Genomic DNA, 25,807 nt, shown 5'->3' on the forward strand with positions numbered 1-25,807 from the left:
CTCGCCGTTCCGGCCGGGAGGCCCGGAGCGGCCCCGTCAGGCGACCCGCGGGCCTGGCGGGGTCAGCGCCACCAGGCGGGGAGGGACGCGGTGATCGTGTCGACGAGCGCCTTGCGTGACCGCCGCGGACCGGCGACCCAGACGGTGATCGCGCCGACGAACCCCTGTGCGACGAACCCCGCGGCGACGTCGTGGAGGACCTCGGGCCGGTCCTCGGGCGCCATGCCGGCGATGTGCGCGACGCACGACACCCGGAAGTGCTCGGCGAGCAGCCGATGCAGCGAGGCGTCGTTCGGGTCGGGGAGTGCCCACCGGTAGATCTCGCGGTGCGCGACGATGTGCTCGACGACGGCGCTGATGCCCCTGCGGGTGATCGTGCTCGGGTCGGCGCCCGGGACCTCGCGGAGCGCGGCGTCCTCGTCGCGGATGCTGTCGAGCTCGGGCGTCAGGACGTCGGCGAGGAGCGAGCCGGGGGAGACCGCGTGGGAGTAGAAGGTCGCGCGGTTGATGCCCGCGGCGCGCGTGACGTCCGCGACGGTGATGGCCGACACCGGCCGGTCGGCCGCGAGCCCGAGGATGGCCCCACGCAGCGCCGCCGTGGTGTGCAGGATCCGCGCGTCGACCATGGTCATCACCCCTCTGTGGACGCCCCGACGCTACCAGGAGGGCGGGTCGCGGGGCCGGTTCGCGCACGGGCCGCGCCGATGCACGCAGAAGCGCGGCCCGCCGTGCGCTGGCCGATGCGGACCCGTAGCATTGGTCCCGGACCCGAATCGATTCGACCGGCGACCACCCCTCACCCCGGAAGGCCCTCCTCCCCGTGACCGCCCCTGCCACCGGCGCCCTGACCGTCGTCCACCCCGGCGACGCTCTGCGTCGCTCCCAGCGCCTCGTCTACGTGGTCGTCCTCGGCGCGCTCACGGCGCTCGGGCCGTTCACGATCGACCTCTACCTGCCCGCGTTCCCGTCGCTCGAGCGTGCCTTCGACATCAGCGCCGGAGCGGTGCAGCTCACGCTCACCGCCACGACGGTCGGCTTCGCCGTCGGCCAGCTCCTCGTCGGGCCGTGGAGCGACCGCGTCGGGCGGCGGCTCCCGCTCATCCTCGCCACGTCCCTCCACATCGTGGCCTCGGTGGCCGCGTCCCTCGCGCCGAACCTCGAGACGTTGGCCGTGCTCCGGTTCCTCCAGGGGATGGGCGCCGCGGCGGGCGTCGTCGTGGCCATGGCCATGGTGCGCGACCTCTTCGGGGGCATCCCGCTCGTGCGCATGCTGTCGCGGTTGGCGATGGTGAACGGGCTCGCCCCGATCCTGGCCCCGCTCATCGGCTCGCAGATGCTGCGCGTCGTCGACTGGCGTGGGGTGTTCGTGTTCCTGGCCTGCTACGGGGCGGTGGTGATCATCGCGATGATCAGCCTCATCGTCGAGACGCTCCCGCGCGAGCGCCGCCACGACGTCGGACACGCGTCGGTACGGGACCGGTACCGCGCACTGTTCTCGGACCGGGTGTTCGTCGGCGTCGCGCTCATCGGAGCGATGGTGTTCAGCGGCCTGTTCTCGTACCTGTCCGCGTCGCCGTTCCTGTTCCAGCAGGTGTACGGCCTCAGCACCCAGCAGTACGGCGTCCTGTTCGCGGTCAACTCGTTGGGCGTCGTGATCGGCGTGCAGGTGTCGTCGCGCCTCGCACGGCGCGTCGGCCCGCAGTGGATCCTCGCCTGCTCCACCGCCGTCCTGCTCGTCAGCGCGGTCGCCATCGCCGTGTTCGACTCCGTCGGGGTGGGGCGCGCGGGCGTGTTCGTGCCCCTGTGGTTCTTCATCTGTGCGTGTGGGTTCTCGTTCCCGCAGATCCAGGTGCTCGGGCTCGCAGCCCACGGCAAGGAGGCCGCGACGGCGGCGTCACTGCTCGGCGCGATGAACTTCGGCGTGGCCGGCATCATCTCGCCGGTCGTCGGCCTGCTCGGCATCGGCTCCGCCGTGCCCATGGCCGAGGTCATGGCCGCCACCGCCGTCGTGGCCGTGTTCGTGCTCTGGTTCGTGGTCCGGCCGCGCACGGTGCCGGCGCTGTCGCACTGACCCCGGATCCGCACCGCCGAGGGTGCGGCCCGACGTCAGTGAGCGATGCGTCCCGCGGTCTCCGCGACGAGCGCCAGGACCACGAGCGACCCGACCCCGACCGCGATCCCCAGGATCGCCGTCGGCCGCTCGTACCAAGCGCGACTCTGCGGGTACAGGCGGTGGAACTCGCGCAGCGGCATGGGCTTGGTGAGCTCCGTGACCCGTGCGTCCAGTGCCTCGGCGAGGTGCCCGAGCGCCGTGTCGTCCCACAGCACGCCCCGCATCCGGAAGAGCGGATGCCCGGACTCGGTCAGCGCGACGAGCTGGCGGGTCGTGCGGTCCACGGACGGACCGAACGTCGTCGCGAGCACGACCCGGTGCACGTGCGCACGGTCGAGCACGACGCGTGGTCCGAGCAGCCCGCGCATCTCGACGTGGTGCGAGCCGACGCCGGCGTACACCGTGCGGAACCGGACCACGAGCAGCGAGGTCAGCACCGCCGCGACGACCGCGACGGTCCCCACCGGCGCGACGAACCCGAGCGGGAACGACACCCACACGAGCGCGACCGCGAGTGGCACCGCGGAGAACAGGATGCTCAATGCGGTGCTCCGCAGGAACGCCCCGCTCGGCCGCACCACGAGGTGCGCCCTCCCCGGCGTCGCCCTGACGCGTGCCGTCGTCTCCCCCACGGATGCTCCTCGCCCCTCACGGTCCGGCGGCCACCGGGAGCCGTCCCGGTGGTCCGACGCGACGCCCCTGCCGCTGCCGGATCTCGGCCGTCACCGGTGACGGAGCGGCCTGCGAGCGTCAGCCTAGGGCCTGACCCCCGCGCCGTCCCAGCGTTGTGGAGGTGATCTGCGGATCCCCGCGACGTGGGGTTCGACCGGGTCCGGCAGGTGGGGGACCGGAGCTCCGGTGCGGGCGGTGACGAGCCTCCCGGGCGCGCCACGCGAGGGGCGACGGACGGGAATCGACGGTCGATCGTGGCGGAGGATGGGGGATTCGAACCCCCGAGGGCTTGCACCCAACACGCTTTCCAAGCGTGCGCCATAGGCCACTAGGCGAATCCTCCGGGCGTCGCCCTGTGGCGACGACACCCCATGGTACAGGTCCGGAGGCGGGCCGACGACCGCGACACCGCGCCCTTGGGCGGCACCCGGCCCCCGGTCCTATCCTGGGGAGGTGTCGACCCGCATCTACATCACGTCAGCAGAAGGGAACACCGGCAAGAGCACCGTGGCCCTCGGGGTGCTCGAGACCCTCGCGCGGACCGTCGGCCGGGTCGGCGTCTTCCGGCCCGTGGCGCGGTCGACCGCCGAGCGGGATTACGTCCTCGAGCTGCTGCTCCAGCACACATCGGCGGGCATCGACTACGACGACGCCGTGGGGGTGACCTACGAGGACGTCCACGCGGACCCCGACGGGGCGCTCGCCACGATCGTGAACCGGTTCGCGCTCGTCGAGCGGCAGTGCGACGCGGTCGTCGTCGTCGGTTCCGACTACACCGACGTCGGCAGCCCGACCGAGCTGTCGTACAACGCGCGCATCGCGGCGAACCTCGGCGCACCGGTCCTCCTCGTGCTCGGCGGGCGGAGCAGCTCCGAGCGCGGCGCCCGGACCGGCGACGACGTCCGACAGATCGCGGAGTTGACCACGAGCGAACTCCGCGCCGCCCACGCGTCGTTGCTCGGGGTCGTCGCGAACCGCACCGCGCCCGAGCGCATCGACGAGGTCGTCGCCGGCATCCGCAGTGCGATCGCGACAGAGCACCCGGGCACGCCGGTCTGGGCGATCCCCGAGGACGCCGTGCTCGTCGCCCCGACGGTGCGTGCCGTGCTCGCCGCGACGGACGCCACCCTGGTCAGCGGTGACGAGGCCCTGCTCGACCGCGAGGCCCTCGGCACGGTGGTCGCCGCCATGAGCATGGAGAACGTCCTGCCCCGGCTCATCGAGGGCGGGATCGTCGTCGTCCCGGGCGACCGCACCGACGTCCTCATCGCGACGCTGCTCGCGAACGACTCGGAGACGTTCCCCTCGCTCGCCGGGGTCGTCCTCAACGGCGGGTTCGAGACGTCGCCGCAGATCCAGCGCCTCCTCGAGGGTCTGTCGAGCACCCTGCCCATCGCCCGCAACGGGCTCGGCACCTACGACACGGCGCTGCGGATCACGCAGACCCGGGGGCGCCTCGCGGCGGACTCGCCGCGCAAGACCGACCTCGCCCTGTCGCTGTTCGAGCGGCACGTCGACGCGGACGAACTCCTCGCCCGGCTCGAGGTCGGACCGTCGTCCGTCGTGACGCCGCTCATGTTCGAGCACGGTCTGATCGACCGCGCTCGGGAGCTCCGGAAGCGCATCGTCCTGCCCGAGGGGGACGACGACCGGATCCTCCGGGCCGCGTCGACGCTCCTGCAGCGCGACGTCTGCGACCTCACGATCCTCGGGGACCCGACGGCGGTCCGCACCCGCGCGGCCGAGCTCGGGCTCGACCTCGACGCCGCCGACGTGGTCGACCCCTCCGCCGAACCGCTCCGTGAACGGTTCGCCGAGGAGTACGCCCGTGTCCGCGCACACAAGGGCATGACCGTCGAGCTGGCGCGCGACCGGGTGACGGACGTGTCCTACTTCGGCACGCTCATGGTGCACCTCGGCCTCGCCGACGGCATGGTGTCCGGAGCCCGGCACACCACCGCGCACACGATCCGCCCCGCGTTCGAGATCATCAAGACCCGGCCCGACGTGTCGATCGTGTCGAGCGTGTTCCTCATGGCGCTCGCCGACCGCGTCCTCGTGTACGGCGACTGCGCCGTGGTGCCGGACCCGACCAGCGAACAGCTCGCGGACATCGCGACGTCCAGCGCGGCAACGGCCGCGCAGTTCGGCATCGAACCGCGCGTCGCCATGCTCAGCTACTCGACCGGGGACAGCGGATCCGGGGCGGATGTCGACAAGGTGCGGGCCGCCACCGCGTTCGTCCGCGAACGGCACCCCGAGCTGCTCGTCGAGGGCCCGATCCAGTACGACGCCGCCGCCGACCCCACCGTCGCCCGCGCCAAGATGCCGGACTCGCCGGTCGCCGGCCGCGCGACGGTGTTCATCTTCCCGGACCTCAACACCGGCAACAACACGTACAAGGCCGTGCAGCGGTCCGCCGGCGCGGTCGCGATCGGGCCCGTCCTGCAGGGGCTGCGCAAGCCGATCAACGACCTGTCGCGCGGCGCACTCGTCGGGGACATCGTCAACACCGTCGCGATCACCGCCATCCAGGCCGGGACCAGCGCCGAACCCAGGAAGCAGGCATCGTGACCACAGCACTCGTCGTCAACTCCGGATCGAGCTCCTTCAAGTACCAGCTCATCGAGCTCGAGGGGGAGCGCATGCTCGCGTCCGGGCTCGTCGAGCGCATCGGGGAGTCCTCCGGCGCCACCAAGCACACGAACGCCGTGACCGGCAAGTCCACCTCGAACGACGACGCCCACGTGCCGGACCACGCCGCCGGGTTCCGCGCGATGCTCGACGCCTTCGCCGCCGTCGGACCCTCGTTCGACGACGAGCCGCCCGCCGTCGTCGGCCACCGGGTCGTCCACGGCGGCACCGACTTCGACCGCGCCACCGTCATCACGCCCGAGGTCGAAGCGCGGATCGACGCCCTGTCCGCCCTCGCACCGCTGCACAACCCGGCCAACCTCGAGGGGATCCGGGCCGCACAGCACGTGTTCGCGGACGTGCCGCAGGTCGCCGTCTTCGACACCGCGTTCCACCAGACCATGCCGCCGGAGGCCTACACGTACGCGATCCCGGCGGACCTCGCCCAGCGCTACGCGATCCGGCGGTACGGCGCGCACGGGACGAGCCACAAGTACGTGTCCGAGCAGACCGCGGTGTTCCTCGGCCGCCCGCTCGAGCAGCTCAAGACGATCGTCCTGCACCTCGGCAACGGGGCGTCCGCGGCCGCGATCGACGGAGGGCGCAGCATCGAGACGTCGATGGGCCTGACGCCGCTCGAGGGGCTCGTCATGGGGACCCGATCGGGCGACCTCGACCCCGCGATCCTCATCCACCTGCACCGCGAGGCCGGCATGTCCTTCGAGGACCTCGACACCATGCTCAACAAGCAGTCGGGCCTGCTCGGACTCACCGGGAACGGGGACATGCGGGACGTCCAGAGCGACGCGTCCGAGGGCGACGACCGGGCGGAGGCGGCGCTCGCCGTCTACCGGCACCGGATCCGCCGGTACGTCGGCGCGTACACCGCCCAGCTCGGCGGCCTCGACGCCGTCGTGTTCACGGCGGGCGTGGGCGAGAACAACGCGCTCCTGCGGCGCCGGGTCCTGGCCGGGCTCGAGCACCTGGGGATCGAGGTCGACCACGACCGCAACGACCTGCACTCCAGCCGTGCGCGGCGGATCTCGACCGACCGCTCCCGGGTCGCGGTGCTCGTGATCCCGACGAACGAGGAGCTGGAGATCGCACGGCAGTCCGCCGCTGTGGCACTGCACTGATCTGCCGGACTCACGGCTCGCCCAGCGTCCGCGTCGGCGTCGTGGTGCCGCTGGCGCGTCCCCATGATCTCCAGCGCGCGCCGCTGCTGCCGCCCGGGCTGATGCGGGCCGTGACCCGCGGCCGCCTCAGATGCGGGCCGTGGCGCGCCGCCGCCTCAGAGCGCCGCGAGCGCCTCGTGGATCGGCACGTCGCCTGACGTGAGCTCGAACTGGCGACCGATCGCGGCACCCGCGAGCAGGGCCTCCAGGACGACCGCCGCGACGTCGGCCCGCGAGACGGAACCACGGGGCACCTCGGTGCCGGCGCGGACGGTGCCCTGGCCCGGGGTGTCGAGGAGACCTCCGGGACGCACGATCGTCCACTGGAACCCGCGTGCGCGGATGTTCGCGTCCGCCTCCGCCTTCGCCCGCAGGTAGACCTGGAACACCGCGCGGTCGTCCGCGGCCGGCAGGACCGCCGTGGCCGGGTCGTACGAGTCGGCGCCCATGGCCGAGATGAGCACGTACCGCGGCACCGAGACCCGCGATGCGGCGTCGGCGAGCAGGATCGCGGCGTCGCGGTCGACCGTGAACTTGCGTTCGGCACCGCTGTTCGGTCCGGCGCCCGCCGCGAACACGACGGCGTCGGCCTGCTCGAGGTCCACCGCCAGGTCGTCCTCGTCCATCTGCTCGAGATCCCGGACGATCGCGGTCGCGCCGGTGGCCTCGACGTCGGCGACATGCGCCGGGTTGCGGACGATCCCGACCGCGTCGTGTCCCGCCTGCGTGATGAGTCGTTCGAGCAGCAGGGCGATCTTGCCGTGTCCTCCGGCGATGACGATCTTCATGCCTCCACTGAACCGCCCGCGGCTGAGTGCGCGTCGATGAACGGGCGAGGCGTCCGCTAGACTGTCGGCGGCTCCTCACGTGACGCCATCCAGGCCAACTCCCCCAGGGCGGAAACGCAGCAAGGGCAACCGGGCTCTGGCGGGTACGTGGGGAGTCTTCTCGTTCCGCCGCCGCCCGCTGGAACCGGTCGATCACGGTTGCTCGGAGACCGCTGCAGGGGACCGGTGGCGCTGTCCGGCGTCCGGCGCGGACCGCCACGGCCGGCACCGACCCCCCGTTCCCCGGGTCCGGTCCGCGATGCGCGTCCGCCGGATCAGCTGCGGCCGCTGGGCAGCGGCGCGGACGCGGCCCTGACACGCATGAGGGAGCGGCGGACGAGGATGACCCGAACATCGTCGTCCGCCGCTCCGAGGGGCCGGGGCGGCGATGACCCGAACACCGACGCGCCCCGGCTTCCGGGGGCCGAGGCTCCCGGAGCCCGCGATCAGGCGCTCGTCGTGGTGCCGTTCCGAGCCCGGCCAGCCGTCCGCGCCACGGTGGTCCGGACGATCGTCCGGCGCAGCGTGCACGACAGCGTCAACCGCTCGTTCATGAGCTCGACTCCTGATCCTGATCCGCCACGGATGGTCCTGCGATGGTCGGTCGCGCCGTGGCCGTAGGTGGACGATACCGCTCCACGGACTGATCGGTACGCCCTTTCTGGGTCGACGTCCAGGTTCGCCAGCGCGCGCCGGGACCACGAGCTGACATCGCCGGGGTCTGTGGAGAACGACCCCCGGTGTCGGCGGCGCCGATTACCCTGGTCGCGTGGTCACCGCCTTGTATCGCCGTTACCGGCCCGAGAACTTCGCCGAACTCATCGGCCAGTCGCAGGTGACCGATCCGCTGCGGACAGCACTCCGGGCAGACCGCGTCAACCACGCCTACCTCTTCAGCGGACCGAGGGGTTGTGGCAAGACCACGTCGGCACGGATCCTCGCGCGGTGTCTCAACTGCGCTCAGGGCCCGACGGACACGCCATGCGGAGTGTGCCCGAGCTGTGTGGAGCTGGCGCGGGACGGCGGTGGGTCGCTCGACGTCATCGAGATCGACGCAGCCAGCCACAACGGCGTGGACGACGCACGCGACCTCCGCGACCGCGCCGTGTTCGCACCGGCACGCGACCGCTACAAGATCTTCATCCTCGACGAGGCCCACATGGTCACGCCGCAGGGGTTCAACGCACTCCTCAAGTTGGTGGAGGAACCACCGGAGCACGTCAAGTTCATCTTCGCGACGACCGAGCCCGAGAAGGTCATCGGGACCATCCGCTCGCGGACCCACCACTACCCGTTCCGGCTCGTGCCGCCGGCGTCCATGCTCGAGTACGTCGAGCAGCTGTGCGCGCAGGAATCCGTGTCGGTGGCGCCCGGTGTCCTGCCGCTCGTGGTCCGGGCCGGCGGGGGATCGGTACGGGACACCCTGTCGCTCCTCGATCAGCTGATGGCCGGGAGCGAGGACCGCACGATCGCCTACGACCGCGCGGTCGCACTCCTCGGGTACACCGATGCCGCCCTGCTCGACGACGTCGTGGACGCGCTCGCCGTGGCGGATCCGGCCTCGGCGTTCTCGGCCGTCGACCGCGTCGTGCAGACAGGTCAGGATCCGCGTCGCTTCGTCGAGGACCTGCTCGAACGGCTCCGCGACCTCATCGTCGTCGCCGCCACCAACGAGGGCGCTGCGGCCGTGTTGCGCGGAGTCTCGCCCGAGGAACTCGAGACGATGACGCGGCAGGCGGCCGTCTTCGGCGCCGTCGGGCTCTCGCGCGCGGCCGACATCGCGAACCGTGCGCTCACCGAGATGACCGGCGCGACGTCGCCCCGCCTGCACCTCGAACTCATGGTGGCGCGGATGCTCGTGCCGGAGAGCGACGACAGCCAGCGGGGCGCCCTGGCGCGCGTCGAGCGCCTCGAGCGTCGCGTCGGCGTCGGTGACGCCGGGGGCCAGACCGGTTCTGCGCCCGTCGCTGTCGTCACGTCAAGCGCACCGGCTGCCGCACCCGCGCGGACGCCGGCCGCGCCGACCCCGGCTTCGACCCGAGCCACCGCTGCTGCCGCCCCGGCCAGCGCGTCCGGGACCGAACGGGCCGACGATGACGAGCAGCGCGCGGTCCCCGGCGCGGTCGAAGTCGTCCCCACGACCGGCAGCGCGCCCTCGGGTGCGGGCTCGCCCTCGTCGACCGGTGTCGGCGCGGCGCTCGCGGCCTCGCCAGCGGTCCGGGCCGTCGGCGAGCTGGGCGTGCAACAGGTGCGGGACAGCTGGCCGCAGGTCGTCGAGCACGTGCAGCGCGCTCGGCGGTCCGCCTGGATGGTCGTCGTGACCGCGCAGGTGACCGCCTTCACGGACGACGTCCTCACACTGACGTTCCCGAGTCAGCAGGACGTCGCGTCGTTCAAGCAGATGACCGACCCGAAGGACAGCGTCAGCGAGTACCTCCGGGCCGCCATCCTCGATGTCCTCGGCGTCCGTGTGAAGTTCGTCGCTCGCGGGCCGGCACCCGCGGGGTCGAACCCGGACGCGGGACGGCCCGCATCCGAGCGTCAGGCGGTGCCGGAGCGTCAGGCGACACCCGAGCGTCAGGCGGTGCCGGAGCGTCAGGCGGTGCCGGAGCGTCGGGCGACACCGGAGCGTCGGGCGGTGCCGGAGCGTCAGGCGACACCGGAGCGTCAGGCGGCGCCCGAGCGTCAGGCGACACCCGAGCGTCAGCCGACACCCGAGCGCCAGTCGGCGCCCGAGCGTCAGGCGACACCCGAGCGCCAGTCGGAGCCCGAGTCCGCACCGGTGGCGCCGACGCGCGACGGCGCTCGCGGATCCTCCGAGCAGAGCAGCGCGCAGGTGCCGGCCGCAGCCGGGGGATCGGCGCCAGCAGCCGTGCCTGCTCCGTCCCGAGCATCCGCAGCCGCGCCTGCCCCCGCTCCCACCGGCCCGGTCACCGACTGGGTGGTCGCGACGATCCCGGCGTCCGATCCCACTGCAGATGCCGTCCCGGACGACGTCGAGCCGTCGTGGGCCGCGCCCTTCGGGGTGGCGTCGAGCCCGGACGGCACGGCACCGGCCGCCGTCGCGCCAGCCGGACGGACGGGCGGTGCGCCCGCGGGTGCCGCGACGAGCGCGCCCGCTGCCGGTGCCGTCCGTGGTCCGGCCAGCACCCCGGCTGTCGCAGGCGGACCGAGCGACGTGCCGGTCGACGACTACCCCCTCGACGACGAGCCCTACGACGACGGAGCGCCGTTCCCGGACCCGGGCCCGTCGGGTCGATCCGCCGCGGGGCCCGTACCCACCGGAGGACGAGCACCGTCGGCGTCTGCACCCCGCGGGGGCGGCACCCCAGCTCCCGCCCGGACGGCCCCGTCGGTGCCGGAGCGGCCCGCCCGTGTGCCGGTCCCCGGACGCTACGGCGAGGCGGTCGTCCGTGAGATCCTCGGGGCCCAGTTCATCGAGGAGACCACGCTCGACAGCAGCGGGTCCGGAGGCTTCTGACCATGTACGACGGCATCGTCCAGGACATCATCGACGAGTTCGGCCGTCTGCCGGGGATCGGTCCGAAGTCCGCGCAGCGGATCGCGTTCCACATCCTGCAGACCGAGTCGTTCGACCCGACGCGCCTCGCGGAACTCCTCATGACGGTCAAGGAGAAGGTCCGCTTCTGCGAGGTCTGCGGGAACGTGACCGAGACCGAACGCTGCAGCATCTGCCGCGATCCCCGCCGCTCGCCCGCGGTCATCTGCGTGGTCGAGGAGGCCAAGGACGTCGCCGCGATCGAGCGGACCCGTGAGTTCCGCGGGCTGTACCACGTGCTCGGCGGCGCGATCAGCCCGATCGACGGCGTCGGCCCCGACGACCTCCGCATCCAGAGTCTGCTGACGCGGCTCGCGGACGGCACCGTGGACGAGGTCATCATCGCGACCGATCCGAACCTCGAGGGCGAGGCCACGGCCACCTACCTCAGCCGGCTCCTCGTGCCGATGGGGGTCCGGACGACGCGCCTCGCTTCCGGACTCCCGGTCGGTGGGGATCTCGAGTACGCCGACGAGGTCACGCTCGGACGCGCTTTCGAGGGGCGCCGGCTCGTGGGCGGTTGACCCGGGCCTCCCGGTCGACGGGCGCCGGTCGGCGACCGCCCGGGGTCGCTGCGTGCGGCGTGCGCGCGACGCAACAGTCCGAGGACACTCGGTAGAATCGGCGGACCGCGTCCGTGGGAGTCCAGGAGTTCGTCAGTGGCATTGATCGTGCAGAAGTTCGGTGGCTCGTCCGTCGCGGACGCCGAGAGCATCAAGCGCGTGGCCAAGCGGATCGTCCAGACGAAGAAGGCCGGCAACGACGTCGTCGTGGCCGTCTCCGCGATGGGCGACACGACGGACGAGCTCCTCGACCTCGCGAACCAGGTCACCCCGTTGCCGTCCGGTCGCGAGCTGGACATGCTCCTCACCGCGGGCGAGCGGATCTCGATGGCGCTGCTCGCGATGGCGATCAAGAGCCTCGGGGTCGAAGCCAGCTCGTACACCGGCAGCCAGGCGGGCATGCTGACCGACGCCCAGCACGGCCGTGCCCGGATCGTCGACGTCACCCCGAAGCGCGTCCGTGAGGCCCTCGACGCCGGGCACGTGGCGATCGTCGCGGGGTTCCAGGGCTTCAACCGCACGACGGGCGAGATCACCACCCTCGGCCGCGGTGGCTCCGACACGACCGCCGTCGCCCTGGCCGCTGCCCTCGGTGCCGACGTGTGCGAGATCTACACCGACGTCGACGGCATCTTCAGCGCCGACCCGCGGGTCGTCCCGAAGGCGCGCAAGATCGACCGCATCACGAGCGAGGAGATGCTGGAGCTCGCGGCCGCGGGCGCCAAGGTCCTCTACATCCGCGCCGTCGAGTACGCCCGGCGGCACGGCGTCACCCTGCATGTCCGGTCCTCGTTCAACAACACCGAGGGCACCATCGTCTACAACCCTGCCGAGGGGGAGTCCGTGGAAGAACCGATCATCACCGGCATCGCCGGCGACCTCTCCGAGGGCAAGATCACGGTGGTCGGCGTGCCCGACCAGCCGGGCAAGGCGGCCGAGATCTTCACGACCGTCGCCCGGGCCGGCGCGAACATCGACATGATCGTGCAGAACGTCTCCGCCGCGGCGACCGGCCGCACCGACATCTCGTTCACGCTGCCGAAGTCGCAGGGCTCCGGGGTCCTCACCGCGCTCGAGGCCTCGAAGGCGAGCATCGGCTACGAGACCGTGCAGTACGACGACCAGATCGGCAAGCTCGCCCTGGTCGGTGCCGGCATGCGGACGAACGCCGGGGTGTCGGCGCAGCTGTTCCGTGCGCTCCACGAGGCCTCGATCAACATCGAGATGATCTCGACGAGCGAGATCCGGATCTCGGTCGTCACGCGGGCCGACACCCTGAACGAGGCGATGCGCGTCGTCCACTCGGCGTTCGGTCTCGACGCCGACATCGAAGCCGTCGTCTACGCCGGCACCGGCCGGTAGACAGGAGACACCATGAGCGAGCTCACCGTCGCCGTCGTCGGCGCCACCGGGCAGGTCGGCACCGTCATGCGCCGTCTGCTGGAGGACCGTGCCTTCCCCGCCACGACGGTCCGGTTCTTCGCCACCGCCCGCTCCGCAGGCACGACGTTGCCGTTCCGGGGCGAGGACATCGTCGTCGAGGACTCGGCGACCGCGGACCCGACGGGCATCGACATCGCCCTGTTCTCCGCCGGGGCATCGGGATCCCGGACCCTGGCACCGCGCTTCGCCGCCGCGGGGGCGCTCGTCATCGACAACTCGAGCGCCTGGCGGATGGACCCGGATGTCCCGCTCGTCGTGAGCGAGGTCAACCCGCATGCGATCGACGAGGCACGCAAGGGCATCATCGCGAACCCGAACTGCACGACCATGGCGATCATGCCGGTCCTCAAGGTGCTCGATGCCGAGGCCGGTCTGCGCCGGCTCGTCGCGACGACGTACCAGGCCGTCTCCGGCAGCGGCCTCGCCGGCGTGGAGGAACTGCTCGGGCAGGCCCGGGCGGCGCTCGAGCAGGACGCCGCAGCCCTCACGCACGACGGCTCCGCCGTGACCTTCCCGGAGCCCACGAAGTACGTCGCGCCGATCGCCTTCGACGTCATCCCCCTCGCGGGCAGCATCGTCGACGACGGCTGGGGCGAGACGGACGAGGAGCAGAAGCTCCGGAACGAGAGCCGCAAGATCCTCGAGCTGCCCGACCTGCTCGTCGCGGGGACCTGCGTCCGGGTCCCGGTGTTCACGGGGCACTCGATCTCGGTGAACGCGGAGTTCGCGCGCCCCCTGACGCCGGAGCGAGCGTCGGAGGTCCTCGCCGCCGCACCGGGCGTGCAGTTGTCCGAGGTCCCGACGCCCCTGCAGGCCGCCGGCGCCGACCCGAGCTTCGTCGGGCGGATCCGGACGGACCGCTCGGCACCCGAGGGGCACGGGCTCGCCCTCTTCGTCAGCAACGACAACCTCCGGAAGGGTGCTGCGCTCAACGCGGTCCAGATCGCGGAGGCGGTGCTCGCCCGCCGCGCGGTCGTCGCCTGACCCAGGCCGTGCCTCCCGGCCCCGGCGCAGCCGGTGTCGGACCGCCGCCGGTAGGATCATCGGGTGCCAGAGAAGCCAGTGCAGCCGTTGGACGTCGTCCTGATCGGCGGTGGCATCATGAGCGCGACGCTGGGCGCGCTCATCCACCGTCTCGAGCCGGACTGGTCCATCCGGATCTACGAGCGCCTCGCCGACGTCGCCGAGGAGTCCTCCAACCCCTGGAACAACGCGGGAACCGGGCACTCGGCACTCTGTGAGCTGAACTACACGCCGGAGCTGCCCGACGGTTCCGTGGACATCAGCAAGGCCATCGGCGTCAACGAGCAGTTCCAGGTCTCGCGGCAGTTCTGGGCGCACCTCGTCGAGACCGGCGCGCTCGCCGCTCCCGAGACCTTCATCAACCCGACGCCGCACATCAGCTTCGTCTGGGGCGAGGACAACGTGTCCTACATGCGCACACGGTACGAGGCGATGAAGGACCACCCGCTCTTCGCCGGCCTCGAGTACAGCGACGACGTACGCCAGATCCGCCGGTGGGCGCCCGCGCTCATCCCCGGCCGGAAGCGGTCGCAGCCCATCGCGGCGACGTACTCGCCCGCCGGGTCCGACGTCGACTTCGGTTCCTTGACGCGTCAGCTCGTCGACGGGCTGCGCCGGGACGGCGTCCAGTTCGAGTCAAACCACGTCGTGAAGAACGTGTCGCGCCGGAAGGACGGCACCTGGGAGCTCCTCGTCAAGAACGAGGTGGGGCAGTCGAGGTCCCGCATCGCAGCGAAGTTCGTCTTCGTGGGTGCCGGCGGTGGCGCGCTCCAGCTCCTCCAGCGCTCCGGCATCCCGGAGATCCGCGGCTACGGCGGGTTCCCCGTGAGCGGTGAGTTCCTCCGCTCCGACGACCCGGCGGTCGTGGTCAAGCACGCCGCCAAGGTCTACGGCAAGGCGTCGGTCGGTGCGCCGCCCATGTCGGTGCCGCACCTGGACACCCGGATCGTCGACGGTCAGGCGAGTCTGATGTTCGGGCCGTACGCCGGGTTCAGCCCGAAGTTCCTCAAGCAGGGCTCGTGGTCGGATCTCTTCCGGTCGATCCGGCTCCACAACCTGCGGCCGATGCTGTCGGTCGCGTTCTCGAACATGGACCTGGTCCGCTACCTGGTCGGGCAGCTGCTCGCGAGCCGGTCCCGCAAGTTCGCCGCGCTCCGGGACTTCATGCCGTCCGCACAGCCGGGGGACTGGCACCGGATCACGGCGGGACAGCGCGTCCAGGTCATCAAGCCCGACCGCGAGCGAGGCGGTGTCCTGCAGTTCGGCACCGAGGTCATCACCTCGGCGGACGGCAGCATCGCCGGGCTGCTCGGCGCCTCGCCCGGGGCGTCGACCGCGGTGCCGATCATGCTCGGGCTGCTCGAGCGCTGCTTCCCCGACCGCCGGGACCGCTGGGCGGATGCCATCCGGGGGATGGTGCCGACGTACGGCAAGCGGTTGTCGGACGACCCGGCGCTCGCTGACGAGACGCTCACCCGGACCGCGGCGACGTTGCACCTCCACCGCTGACCGCCGCCGCTTGACCTCCGTTCGAACACGTGTTCGAATGGGGGCATGCGGTGGGACGGCCAGACGATCGATGCCTCGGACGACGCGATGCTCCCCGGGCTCGCGTCGAACCGCGGGTTCGTCCGGAGCGTGACGACGCCGGAGTTCGCCGGGGTCACGTTCCACGAGGTCCTGGCCAAGTCGGCGCTCAACCGGGTCGGCGGCCACGACGGCGGCGTGTGGGGGTGGACGATCAACCCCTACCGGGGCTGCAGTCATGCCTGCGTGTACTGCTTCGCCCGCCCCACCCACGCCTACCTCGAGTTCGACGCCGGAGCGGACTTCGACCGGCAGATCGTGGTCAAGACGAACGTGTCCGAGGTCCTCACGCGTGAGCTGGCGCGACCCTCGTGGGATCGTCATCCCGTCGCGCTGGGCACGAACACGGACCCGTACCAGCGTGCCGAGGGGCGGTACCGGCTCATGCCCGGGATCATCCGCGCGCTCGCCGACTCGGGCACGCCGTTCAGCATCTTGACGAAGGGCACCTTGCTCCGTCGCGACATCCCGATCCTCGTCGAGGCCGCGGAGCGCGTCCCGGTGGACCTCGCCATGTCCATCGCCGTGTACGACGACGACCTCCAGCAGTCGGTGGAACCAGGGACGCCCTCGACGGCCGCGCGCTTGGCGACCGTGCGCGCGGTGCGCGACGCCGGACTCGACTGTTCCGTGTTCCTCATGCCGATCCTCCCGTACGTCACGGACACCAAGGCGCACCTGACGGATGCGGTGGGCCGTGCGGCGGCGGCCGGGGCGACGAGCGTGGTGTTCTCGGCCCTGCACCTCAAGCCGGGCGTCAAGCCGTGGTTCATGGACTGGCTCGGACGACGCCACCCGGACCTCGTCGAGCGCTACCGGCGGATGTACCTCAATGCCGCGTACGCACCGCGGGACTACCGACGGTGGCTCTCGGAGCGGATGCGGCCGATCCTCGCCGACCACGGCCTGCCCATGGGGCGAGTGGACCCGGCGACGGGCTCCATGGGATTCCACGACGGTTCGCCACTCAAACGGGCCGCGGCGTCCTTCGGTGACGAGGTCGGCGAGGCACAAGGCGCTACGGCTGCTGCGGCGACCCCGGTGGCCCCGGCAGCAGCTGCCCGGATCCTCCCGGCAGTTGGGGCCCCGGCGGTGCCGACCGCCGTGTCCCCGACCGCGGCAGGCCGCGCCCGAGGGGACCTCGACGTCGCCGCAGGGTCGGCCGTCACCCTGTTCTGACGTCGCCCTCCACGCCCGGCGAGCATGGTCGCGCGGGCGCTGCCTCCGCCGAGGTCGGGGGCCGGCTCTCGGGCTCGGGTCCGGGCATTCGGGGGACACACCATGGTCGCGACGGCCCGCTACAATCAGGTCAACCCGAGCCAACTCCACTGTTCGGGGTACACGACGCGCGCTGTGGTGGTTGAATCGGCCGCGGCGCACCAGGGCGGCGGAAGGGACGGCACCGATGCTCGGGATCCCAACGCACCTCGCGCCGCGCGTGAACGCATGGTCGCTGGTGCGGGCGTTCCACGCTGCCGCCCTCGCAGCACTGGTCGCACTCGTCGCGGTCCTCGGGCTGTACGGCGCGGTCACGGGGTCGCCGCGCGTCGGACTCGCGGTGCTCGCGCTCGTCCCGACGACCGTGATGATCGCCGTCCACGCACGCATCGGTACGTGGCGCTCCGCGGCGGCGTTCCTGCTCGTGGGGGGCGCGTGCTCGTACTGGTTCACGATCGTCGTGGCGAGCGGACTCGACGCGCCCACCTGGATCGAGTCCTACCTCTTGTCGCTCGCCGTCATCCCGCTCGTCCTCGTGGGTGGGGCGAGCACGTCGACGGGACGGGTGATCGCGTGGTCGATCCTCGGGTTCTCGGTCGGTCACCTCGCGACGTTGATCGGCACCGCCCAGGTGATCGGTCAGGTGGTGCCGACCCTGCTCGCGTGGGTGACCATGGGGCTCGTCGTCGGGATCGTGGGCGTCGCCACGGGGCTGACCGCGCGGTTGCAGCGCGTCCAACCCGAGCTGCTGCGGTCGGCGCGCGAGGAGCACGTGTCGACGTACCGGCAGGGCATCGAGCTCGAGGCCGCGGCGATCCTCCACGACACGGTCCTCAACCACCTCAACGCGATCGCCCTCGCCCCCGCGGGCCCCATGGACGCCACCCTCGCCCGGACCGTCGACGAGGACTTCGCGATGCTCGCCGGACACGAGTGGTTGGCGGCGCCGGATGCGGGCCGGGACGCCGATGCGCAGGGACGAGCCGTGACGGACGACGACGTGGTCCACCGGACGGTGGAGGAGTGCCGGTCCGCGGGCCTCCAGGTCGACCTGACCGGCGACCCGGGCGTCACCGCCCGGCTGGACCAGCCGGTCGCGGCCGCGCTCGCGCGTGCGCTCGCGCAGTGCCTGACGAACGTCCAGAAGCACGCCGGTACCGATCGCGCCGAAGTCAGCGTGTTCGACGACGGCCTCATGTGCACCGTGATGGTCGTCGACGACGGCCGGGGCTTCGACGAGCGGACGACCGGCGCCGACCGCCTCGGTCTCCGCAACTCCGTGCGGCAGCGGATCGATCGCGTCGGTGGTGAGGTGCAGGTGTGGTCCTCGCCCGGCAGCGGGACCAGCGTCATGATGTCCGTGCCCTTCCGTCCGGGCCGACGCGGTGCCGCCGAGGGTGACGCGCGGCGCGCCGGCACGGTCTCGGCGCCCTCGTTCCCCGCCGGAGACGACGGCCGGCTCAGGTCGGCCTCGTGAGCCGCGAGCCCGCTCGGACCCCGCAGCAGTACGACCCGCTCGGCGCACTCGGGTCCCGCCCGCTCGCCCTCGTGACCGGGGCCGCCTCGGTCGTCTGGGCGCTCGTGGCCTCCATCGTCGCCCGAGACGTACCGGGGAGTCCCACGCTCTCCGCGCTCACCGTGCTGCTCGTCGCGGCGGCCGCCGGTGTCTCGGCGTTCGCGACGAGTCCGTTCCGTGCGCCGTTCGCGCGCGGGGCGTTCGTCGCCTACACCGCGCTCCTCGCGGCGGCGTCGATCGCGAGCGTCGCGGCGCAGTGGGGTCCGGACCGGGACGCCGCGAACGACTTCATGCCGCTCGTCACGGGCGTCGGCATCCTCGTGATGGCGCCCTACCGGCCCTGGCGCGACGTCCTCGTCGGCGGGGCGGTCCTGGCGGTCGTCGACGCCGTGGCGTTCGGGGCCGTGGCCGCCGCGTTCCCGTCCAGCGTGCCGGTCGCGGTGTCGGCCGTGCTCGCCGCCGTCCCCACCGTCGTGCTCACGACCGCGGCCGTGGCGTTCGCGTGGACGTTCGTCGGTCTCGCCGAGCGGGTGCAGATCCGCGCGGCCTCGTACTCGGTCGAGCGCGCGGAGCGGGACGGCATCGCCCGCAGCGTCCAGCAGGACCGGGTGACCATCCTCGCGCGCGACGTCATCCCGTTCTTCGAACAGCTCCGGAGGCACGAGGCGATCACCGACGCCGACCGTGCCCGCGCGCGCTCCATCGCCGACGGCATCCGCCGCGTCATGGTCGCCGAGGCCGATCGCACATGGCTCGAGCAGGCGCTCATGGCGGACGGCGCCGAGGCCGCGCACGTCGATGATCCGGGTGCCCTCATCCGCAGCATGGACGTCGACCAGCGGACGGTCGTCCGCACGGCGGTCCGCGCGGTGCTCCGGGCGTCCACCGTCGACCCGGCGGGCGTCCGGATCCGGATCGAGCCGGACCCGCACCACGACGGCCGCGTCCGCTTCACGCTCGAGGCCGCGGTCGCAGCCACGGACCTCGCCATCCACCGCGCCTTCAATCCGTACCTCGCCGTCCTCCGCGTGACGTTCCCGGACCTCGACGTCGAGGTCCGTCCTTCCGCCCTCGCACTAAGGTTCTCTTATGACCAGCACTGACCCGAACAGGCTGACCAACGGGCAGTCGGCGCGGTTCCCTGCCACCGACGCCCGGCCCGCCGGAGCGACGTCCGTGCCGGCCACCGCGCGCGATGCCCGCGCCGCTCAGGGGGCACCGGGTCAAGGAGCAGGGCAGGGCGCACGGCGCGTCCGGCTCGCGATCCTCGACGACCACGAGGTCCTCCTCGACAGCCTGTCGAGCTGGATCTCGGTGAACGCCTACGACTTCGATCTCGCGCTCACCGCGCACAGCTGGCTCGAGATGGTGCACAGCGACAGCTTCCCGACGGACCTCGTGTTCCTCGACTTCCAGCTCAAGGAACCCGTCTCGATCGAGGCCCGGGTCCGGACCTGCCGTGCTGCCGGCGCGAAGGTCGTGGTGTTGTCGAGCGTCGACACGCGGGAGTCCCGCGACCGTGCACTACAGGCCGGTGCCGCGGCGTTCCTGTCGAAGTCGCTGCCGATGCGCGAGGTCATGGACATCGCCCGCGACATCATGGGCGTCGCTCGTGAGGCCGCTCCGCAGCGCGACTGGCGTCCACTGCCGACCGGTGCGAACGCGCACCAGCGGCCGAAGCTGAGCCACGGTGAGGAAGAAGCGCTCCGGTTGTACGTGTCGGGGTTCTCGACGAACGAGGTCGCCGCGCAGATGAACGTGCAGTACGAGACCGCCAAGACGTACCTGCGTCGCGTGCGGGAGAAGTACGGCAAGGTCGGTCGGCCGGCATCGAAGAAGTCCGATCTCATCCGGCGCGCGGCGGAGGACGGGTTCCTCCAGTAGTGGCGAAGCTGTACTTCCGCTACGGGGCCATGAACAGCGGCAAGAGCACCGCGCTGCTCCAGGCGGCGTTCAACTACGAGGAGCGGGGCCAGCGGGTGCTCCTCGCGAAGCCCTCGGTGGACACGAAGGGCGACCGGCACATCGTCTCGCGTCTCGGCGTGACCCGTCCCGTCGACCTCGTCGTCGGTGGGTCGGACGACGTGCGCGCCGCGGTGGCCACGGCGAGCGGGACCGACCCGATGTCGTCGTCCCTCGACGGCATGGTGCGGCCGGTGAGCTGCGTCCTCGTCGACGAGGCCCAGTTCCTCACGCCCCGGCAGGTCGACGACCTGCTCCGCATCGCCGTCCTCGACGAGGTCCCGGTGCTCGCCTACGGCATCCGCACCGACTTCCGGACCGAGGCGTTCCCGGGCAGCCGCCGTCTCCTCGAGGTCGCCCACTCCCTCGAGGAGCTGAAGACCATCTGCCGATGCGGCCGGAAGGCCGTGTTCAACGCGCGCAAGGTCGACGGCGTGTTCGTCTTCGCCGGGTCGCAGGTGGCGATCGACGGCGCCGACGTGACGTACGAGTCGCTCTGCGCCACCTGCTACCTCACCGAGTCCGGCGGCGTCCTCGACGGCGACTGACGTCGGTCGGGAGGCGCGGTGCCGGTCCGACCGCACCGTGCCGTGCCTCCGGGAATCCGGCGGCGCCACGAGGCGTTGCAGTGGGCATGACCGACACCAGCGTGCACCTGTCCGTCCTCGACCTGGCGACGCGGGAGTACGGGCAGTCGAACGGTGACGCGCTCCGGGGGAGCGTGGAGACCGCGACCGTCGCGGAGCGGCTCGGGTACGAGCGGTTCTGGGTCGCGGAGCACCACGGCATGCCCGGCATCACCTCGTCCGCACCGGCGGTGCTGCTCTCCGCCGTGGGCGCGGCCACGTCCACGATCCGTATCGGCAGCGGCGGTGTCATGCTGCCGAACCACGCCCCACTCGTCGTCGCCGAGCAGTTCGGCACGCTCCGTGCCCTCTACGGCGACCGCGTCGACCTCGGGCTCGGACGCGCTCCGGGTACCGACGGGGCGACGGCGATGGCCCTCCGTCGGACCGACCGGCTCGACGTCGACGACTTCCCCGACCGCCTCGCCGACCTCATCGGGTTCTTCACGGGCATGGAGCCCACGAACCCCCTCGCGCGCATCCAGGCGGTCCCGGGATACGGCGACGTGCCGGAGTTCTGGCTGCTCGGGTCGTCCGGCTACAGCGCCCAGGTCGCCGGCGTGCTCGGCGTCTCGTTCGCGTTCGCGCACCACTTCGCCGCGGACAACACCGAGGCGGCGCTGGAGCTCTACCGGTCCTCGTTCCGTCCGTCGCGGTTCCTGTCCGAACCGCGGTCGATGATCGGCGTCCAGGTCGTCACCGATGAGGACCCCCGAGTCGTCGACGAGCAGTCCGCGCCGGGCATGATCTCGTTCATCCGGATGCGTCAGGGTGCGAAGCCGCAGCCCGTGAGCATGGACGAGGCCCGGGCCTATCAGTTCGACGAGCTCGAGCGCCGGTTCATCGCCGCGCGGATCGCCCGCCAGGCGTACGGCTCCGCCGACGAGGTCGCTGACAAGCTGTCGTCCCTGCTCGACTCGACGGGTGCCGACGGCCTGATCATCGCGCCGGGTGCCGCGCAGGCCCCGTACCGGCACCAGGCGCTCGAGACCGTCATGCGGCTGCACCGGGAGGGCCGGATCACCCGGACCGCCTCGGCTGCTGCTCCCGCCCTCTGACGCGTCCGCCGTCGGACGCGCGTCCGCGAGCGGCCGACGGACTGGGGCTGGCCGCTCGCGAGCGGCGGTCCTGCCTTCGGAAGGACGAAGGGCCCGGCTCACATGAGCCGGGCCCTTCGTGGTGGTCGGGGTGACAGGATTTGAACCTGCGACCTCCTCGTCCCGAACGAGGCGCGCTACCAAGCTGCGCCACACCCCGCGGTGCGGTTGTCCAAATCGGAGCAACCCCAGAAGTCTACCGGATGATCGGGGGTGTTCGAGACCACGCGTCGGATGGTCAGACCGTGCGCGCCGTGAGCGTGACGACGACCGCCTCGGGTCGGACCGCGAACCGCACGGGCGCGTAGATCGACGTCCCGATCCCCGCCGAGACCTCGAGCCAGGACCAGTGCGTCCGGTTCTCCCACCGGTGCAGACCGCTCGCGTAGCGCCGGGGGAGGTCCGAGTTCGTGACGAGCGCGCCGTACCCGGGGACCGCGACCTGGCCGCCGTGCGTGTGTCCGGCGAACACGATGTCCGCGCCCTGGGCGACGAACGCGTCGAGCACGCGGCGGTAGGGCGCGTGCGTCACGCCGATCGACACGGGCTCCGGTCCCGGCTCGTCCGTCCACGGGACGTTCTCGCGGAGCTCGTCGACGGTGTTCGGCAGGAGATCGAGGCGGTCCCAACCGCGGTGCGCGTCGCCGGTCCCGAACAGTTCGAGGCGTGAGCCGCGGAGTTCGACGGCATGTGCCCGGTTGTTCAGGTCGAGCCAGCCCAGGGACTCGAAGAACGCGTGCTGTCGAGTGACGTCGAGGCGCACCGGCTCGACGTCCTTGCGGAGCTGGCTGGGGCCGCCGAAGTACTTGAGCGGGTTGCGCGGGCTCGGCCCGAAGTGGTCGTTCGAGCCGTCGACGAAGACGCCGGGCACGCCGCGGAACGGTTCGAGTGCGTACTCCACCGCGGCGTTCGCCATCGGGTGGCTCACGTTGTCGCCCGTGTTCACGATGAAGTCCGGCTCGACGAGGCTCAGGTCACGGAGCCACTGCTGCTTGTCGGACTGCCATGGCGCCATGTGGATGTCGGACAGGTGCAGCACGGTCAGGTCCCGTGATCCCGGCGGCAGGACCGGGACGGTCTCCCACCGGATCGAGAACCGCCGACGCTCCACGAGCGTGCCCCACGCCGCACTCCCGACGCCGACGGCCGCGCCGACCGCGAGGACGCCGAGCGCGGCCGAGCCGCCGCGACCGCGCGTCACTTGCAGTTCCCCGGGTCCTTGCCGTCCGGCGTCCCGTACAGGGTGAGCGTCACCTGGGCCGACTTCGTCGCGGCGGTCCCGGCGGCCGGGTCCGTCGACGCGACCTTGCAGGCCTGGCCGTTCGTGCCCTTCTGGAAGGTGCCGCTCACGGTCACGGACGTGAAGCCCTGATCGCCGAGGGTCGCCTTGGCGTCCGACGACGTCCTGCCCTTGACGTCGGGGACCTTCGCCTGGGACCCGTCGCTGGTGAACACCGTGACGCTCGATCCCTTCGAGAGCATCGTGCCCGCGGTGGGGGAGGTCGAGGACACCGTGCCCGCGGCGGCGGACCCCGCCTGTGTGCCACCGTCGACGAACGTGAAGCCGTCCGCGGCGAGCGTCGTCTGGGCGTCGGCCGTCGTCTTCCCGCTGAGGTCCGGCACGCTCACGGACGACCCGTTGATCGCGGACGACGTGGGGTCCGTGAACACGCCGGGTGCGTACTGCTGGTTGACCGGCGTCTGCGCCTGCCGCCAGACGGACGCGCGCTGCGACGCGAGGGTGGTCCCGCTCGCGGGCGAGTACACGTGCCGAAGACTGGTCCGCTTGCCGTCCGTGTTGCCCTGCCAGTAGGCCGTGACGACCTTGGTGCTCCCGCCGACGAGCCAGATCTGGTCGGCGTTGTCGGTGGTCCCCGTCTTGCCGAAGAGCTGGGCTCCGTCGTACGTCTGCGCGCCCACCGCGGTGCCGCTCGAGATCGTGCGCTTCATCGCGTAGACCGCGGCCTGCGCCACGCCCGGGTCGATGACCTGCTTGCACTGCTTCGTCTGGCCGCCGAGCGACGTGCCGTTCGCGTCCGTGATGCCGTCGATCGCGATCGGAGCGCAGTACACGCCGTTGTTCGCGACGGTGGCGTACGCCGACGCCATCGTGAGGGGCGCGATGTTGTTCACACCGAGCACGGACGAGGGCACGGTCTTCAGCGCCTTGCCGTCAGCGTCGTGCACGCCGAGCTTCTGCGCCACGTCGCGGATGTCGCAGAGGTCGAGCTTGGCCGCCATGGACTCGAAGGCCGCGTTGACCGACTCGGCGGTGGCGTTGACGACGGAGTAGTACCCGCGTTCGCCGAGCGAGTCGTTCTTCGGGTTCCAGGGGGTGTACAGCGTGCTCCCGCAGTGCTGCCATGCGCTCACGGTGTGGGGCGTCCCGTTGACGCTCTCGTACAAGCCGTGCCCGTTCTCGAGCCAGTCGAGGAGCGTGAACAGCTTGTACGTCGACCCGGTCTGGAACCCGATCGAGTTGCCGTACTTGTGGTCGACGCTGTAGTTGATGCTCGTGGACGACGGGGGCGAGGTCGGGGACTGGTCGTAGTCCTTGTTCTGCGCCATCGTCAGGATCCGCCCCGTGGACGTCTCGACGGAGTCGAAGGTCGACCCGAGCGAGAGCGCTGTCGAGCCCTTGTCGTCGTACGTGTCGAGCAAGGTCTTCTGCTGCCCGTTGAGGTCGAGGTCGAGCGTGGTCTGGATCTTGTACCCGCCGGTCCGCCACGCGGCGTCGCGTTCCTCCTGGGTCCCGCCGAGCTGGTCCATCTCCTTGACGACCTTGACGGCGTAGTCGCAGAAGAACTGCGCGCCGGTCCCACCGGCCGCCTGGCACCCCTGCGTGGCCGGAGTCAGGTGGACGTAGTCCGCGGGCTTCGTCGCGAGGGCGCTGTCGAGGTCCGCCTTCGAGATGTCGTGCTCGGCGAACATCGCCTTGAGGATGACGTCGCGGCGGGCCTGGTTGGCGTCGTAGTACTTCGGGTCCGAGAGGTTCCGCGTGTTCGGCGACTGCACGACCGCCAGGATCGACGCGGCCTCGACCGGCGAGAGGTTCGTGGCGCTCTTGTTGAAGTAGTGCTGCGCTGCCGCCTGCACCCCGTACGTGTTGTCGCCGAAGTACGCGATGTTGAGGTACGCGGTGAGGATCTGCTTCTTCGTGTACTTCTTCGCCAGACCGATGGCGAGCTTCATCTCCTCGAGCTTGCGCGGGATCGTCTGTTCGACGGCCTGGTTGTAGGCCTTCAGCTGCTCGGCCTTGGTCGGCTTCTCGAGCGCCTGCTGCATCTTGATGTTCCGGACGAGCTGCATCGTCAGCGTCGACGCCCCACCGGAGTCACCGAGGCTGCCACCGGCGATGCTGCCCACACCCGCGCGGACCAACGACGCGACGTCGACGCCGCCGTGGCTCCAGAAGCGGCGGTCCTCACCGTCGACCGCGGCGTCCTTGAGCATCGGGGAGATCTGATCGTACGTCAGTTCCTCGCGGTTCTGGTCGTACACGGTCGCGAACTGCACGGACTTGCCGCCCTGGTACGCGTAGAGTTCGTTCCGCTGAGGCAGCGCACCGATCTCGATGTACTCCGGCAGCGACTCGAAGACGCCGATCGTGGACGTCGTCGTGACGCCCGCGACGGCGATGGCGGGGGTCACCCCGATCGTCACGAGCAGTCCGGCGAGCACGCTGAAGCCGACGAAACCGACCAGGGCGCCGACGGCGGAGACGGGCTTCGTCCTCTGGGCAGACATAGGATGCAGCCTAGATGATGCCCCCGACCGTCCAGCTGACAAGGA

At 71.6% G+C, this 25,807-nt stretch carries 19 protein-coding genes, 2 tRNA genes and 1 other RNA gene; 15 read left to right on the forward strand and 7 right to left on the reverse strand.

The window, feature by feature from the left end; genetic code table 11:
• Positions 1-62: 62 nt before the first annotated feature.
• A complete protein-coding gene (locus tag DEI81_RS05205; RefSeq protein ID WP_111009461.1) occupies positions 63-632 on the reverse strand; it encodes a TetR/AcrR family transcriptional regulator in 570 nt (189 codons plus the stop codon).
• A 188-nt stretch (positions 633-820) separates the two neighbouring features.
• On the opposite strand from DEI81_RS05205, the gene DEI81_RS05210 reads away from it, so the two are divergent.
• Positions 821-2,071 carry a multidrug effflux MFS transporter gene (locus tag DEI81_RS05210; RefSeq protein WP_111009462.1) on the forward strand — a complete coding sequence of 417 codons (1,251 nt, stop codon included), beginning with the start codon at positions 821-823 and terminating at the stop codon, positions 2,069-2,071.
• A gap of 35 nt (positions 2,072-2,106) precedes the next feature.
• Here the strand turns inward: DEI81_RS05210 and DEI81_RS05215 are convergent, their stop codons facing one another.
• Positions 2,107-2,745, reverse strand: a complete 639-nt coding sequence (locus DEI81_RS05215; RefSeq protein WP_111009463.1) for a hypothetical protein — start codon at positions 2,743-2,745, stop codon at positions 2,107-2,109.
• 295 nt (positions 2,746-3,040) lie between these two features.
• Positions 3,041-3,128: transfer RNA gene (locus DEI81_RS05220), tRNA-Ser, on the reverse strand.
• A gap of 110 nt (positions 3,129-3,238) precedes the next feature.
• On the opposite strand from DEI81_RS05220, the gene pta reads away from it, so the two are divergent.
• Together pta and DEI81_RS05230 are read left to right on the forward strand one after the other, a co-directional pair.
• The gene (pta, locus tag DEI81_RS05225; RefSeq protein WP_111009464.1) at positions 3,239-5,359 is read left to right on the forward strand and encodes a phosphate acetyltransferase; all 2,121 of its coding nucleotides are present in this window, start codon (positions 3,239-3,241) and stop codon (positions 5,357-5,359) included.
• The gene (locus tag DEI81_RS05230; RefSeq protein WP_111009465.1) at positions 5,356-6,555 is read left to right on the forward strand and encodes an acetate/propionate family kinase; all 1,200 of its coding nucleotides are present in this window, start codon (positions 5,356-5,358) and stop codon (positions 6,553-6,555) included. The genes pta and DEI81_RS05230 overlap by 4 nt, the downstream gene beginning before the upstream one ends.
• 155 nt (positions 6,556-6,710) lie before the next feature.
• On the opposite strand, the gene DEI81_RS05235 is transcribed toward DEI81_RS05230, so the two are convergent.
• Positions 6,711-7,382, reverse strand: a complete 672-nt coding sequence (locus tag DEI81_RS05235) for an SDR family oxidoreductase (protein ID WP_111009466.1) — start codon at positions 7,380-7,382, stop codon at positions 6,711-6,713.
• 66 nt (positions 7,383-7,448) lie between these two features.
• On the opposite strand from DEI81_RS05235, the gene ffs reads away from it, so the two are divergent.
• From ffs to DEI81_RS05295, 12 genes are all read left to right on the forward strand, one after another.
• Positions 7,449-7,545: signal recognition particle sRNA small type (gene ffs, locus DEI81_RS05240), an RNA gene on the forward strand.
• 645 nt (positions 7,546-8,190) lie between these two features.
• A complete protein-coding gene (locus tag DEI81_RS05245; protein ID WP_111009467.1) occupies positions 8,191-10,902 on the forward strand; it encodes a DNA polymerase III subunit gamma and tau in 2,712 nt (903 codons plus the stop codon).
• Between the two features lie 2 nt (positions 10,903-10,904).
• On the forward strand, positions 10,905-11,504 hold the full coding sequence (gene recR, locus DEI81_RS05250; RefSeq protein WP_111009468.1) for a recombination mediator RecR: 600 nt from the start codon (positions 10,905-10,907) through the stop codon (positions 11,502-11,504).
• Positions 11,505-11,639: 135 nt separating this feature from the next.
• On the forward strand, positions 11,640-12,905 hold the full coding sequence (locus tag DEI81_RS05255) for an aspartate kinase (protein WP_111009469.1): 1,266 nt from the start codon (positions 11,640-11,642) through the stop codon (positions 12,903-12,905).
• Positions 12,906-12,917: 12 nt separating this feature from the next.
• Positions 12,918-13,970, forward strand: coding sequence for an aspartate-semialdehyde dehydrogenase (locus DEI81_RS05260; RefSeq protein WP_111009470.1), 1,053 nt, complete (start codon positions 12,918-12,920; stop codon positions 13,968-13,970).
• Positions 13,971-14,033: 63 nt separating this feature from the next.
• Positions 14,034-15,518, forward strand: coding sequence for a malate:quinone oxidoreductase (locus tag DEI81_RS05265; RefSeq protein WP_111009471.1), 1,485 nt, complete (start codon positions 14,034-14,036; stop codon positions 15,516-15,518).
• Positions 15,519-15,563: 45 nt separating this feature from the next.
• A complete protein-coding gene (locus DEI81_RS05270; protein WP_111009472.1) occupies positions 15,564-16,775 on the forward strand; it encodes an Rv2578c family radical SAM protein in 1,212 nt (403 codons plus the stop codon).
• 226 nt (positions 16,776-17,001) lie between these two features.
• Positions 17,002-18,291, forward strand: coding sequence for a sensor histidine kinase (locus tag DEI81_RS05275; RefSeq protein WP_111009473.1), 1,290 nt, complete (start codon positions 17,002-17,004; stop codon positions 18,289-18,291).
• Positions 18,288-19,433: a hypothetical protein gene (locus DEI81_RS05280; RefSeq protein WP_111009474.1), complete on the forward strand. Its 1,146-nt coding sequence runs from the start codon at positions 18,288-18,290 to the stop codon at positions 19,431-19,433. Before DEI81_RS05275 ends, DEI81_RS05280 begins: the two co-directional genes overlap by 4 nt.
• Positions 19,420-20,214: a response regulator gene (locus tag DEI81_RS05285; protein WP_258368512.1), complete on the forward strand. Its 795-nt coding sequence runs from the start codon at positions 19,420-19,422 to the stop codon at positions 20,212-20,214. The genes DEI81_RS05280 and DEI81_RS05285 overlap by 14 nt, the downstream gene beginning before the upstream one ends.
• The gene (locus DEI81_RS05290; protein ID WP_111009475.1) at positions 20,214-20,840 is read left to right on the forward strand and encodes a thymidine kinase; all 627 of its coding nucleotides are present in this window, start codon (positions 20,214-20,216) and stop codon (positions 20,838-20,840) included. The genes DEI81_RS05285 and DEI81_RS05290 overlap by 1 nt, the downstream gene beginning before the upstream one ends.
• Before the next feature lie 86 nt (positions 20,841-20,926).
• The gene (locus DEI81_RS05295) at positions 20,927-21,976 is read left to right on the forward strand and encodes an LLM class flavin-dependent oxidoreductase (protein WP_111009621.1); all 1,050 of its coding nucleotides are present in this window, start codon (positions 20,927-20,929) and stop codon (positions 21,974-21,976) included.
• 122 nt (positions 21,977-22,098) lie between these two features.
• Here DEI81_RS05295 and DEI81_RS05300 read toward each other — a convergent pair.
• The 3 genes from DEI81_RS05300 to DEI81_RS05310 all read right to left on the reverse strand — a co-directional run bounded on the left by DEI81_RS05300 (position 22,099) and on the right by DEI81_RS05310 (position 25,762).
• Positions 22,099-22,175, reverse strand: a tRNA-Pro gene (locus DEI81_RS05300).
• 78 nt (positions 22,176-22,253) lie between these two features.
• Positions 22,254-23,216: a metallophosphoesterase gene (locus DEI81_RS05305; RefSeq protein WP_111009476.1), complete on the reverse strand. Its 963-nt coding sequence runs from the start codon at positions 23,214-23,216 to the stop codon at positions 22,254-22,256.
• A complete protein-coding gene (locus DEI81_RS05310; protein WP_111009477.1) occupies positions 23,213-25,762 on the reverse strand; it encodes a transglycosylase domain-containing protein in 2,550 nt (849 codons plus the stop codon). The genes DEI81_RS05305 and DEI81_RS05310 overlap by 4 nt, the downstream gene beginning before the upstream one ends.
• Positions 25,763-25,807 lie beyond the last annotated feature (45 nt).

It is taken from the genome of Curtobacterium sp. MCBD17_013, from assembly GCF_003234565.1.
GTDB lineage: Bacteria > Actinomycetota > Actinomycetes > Actinomycetales > Microbacteriaceae > Curtobacterium.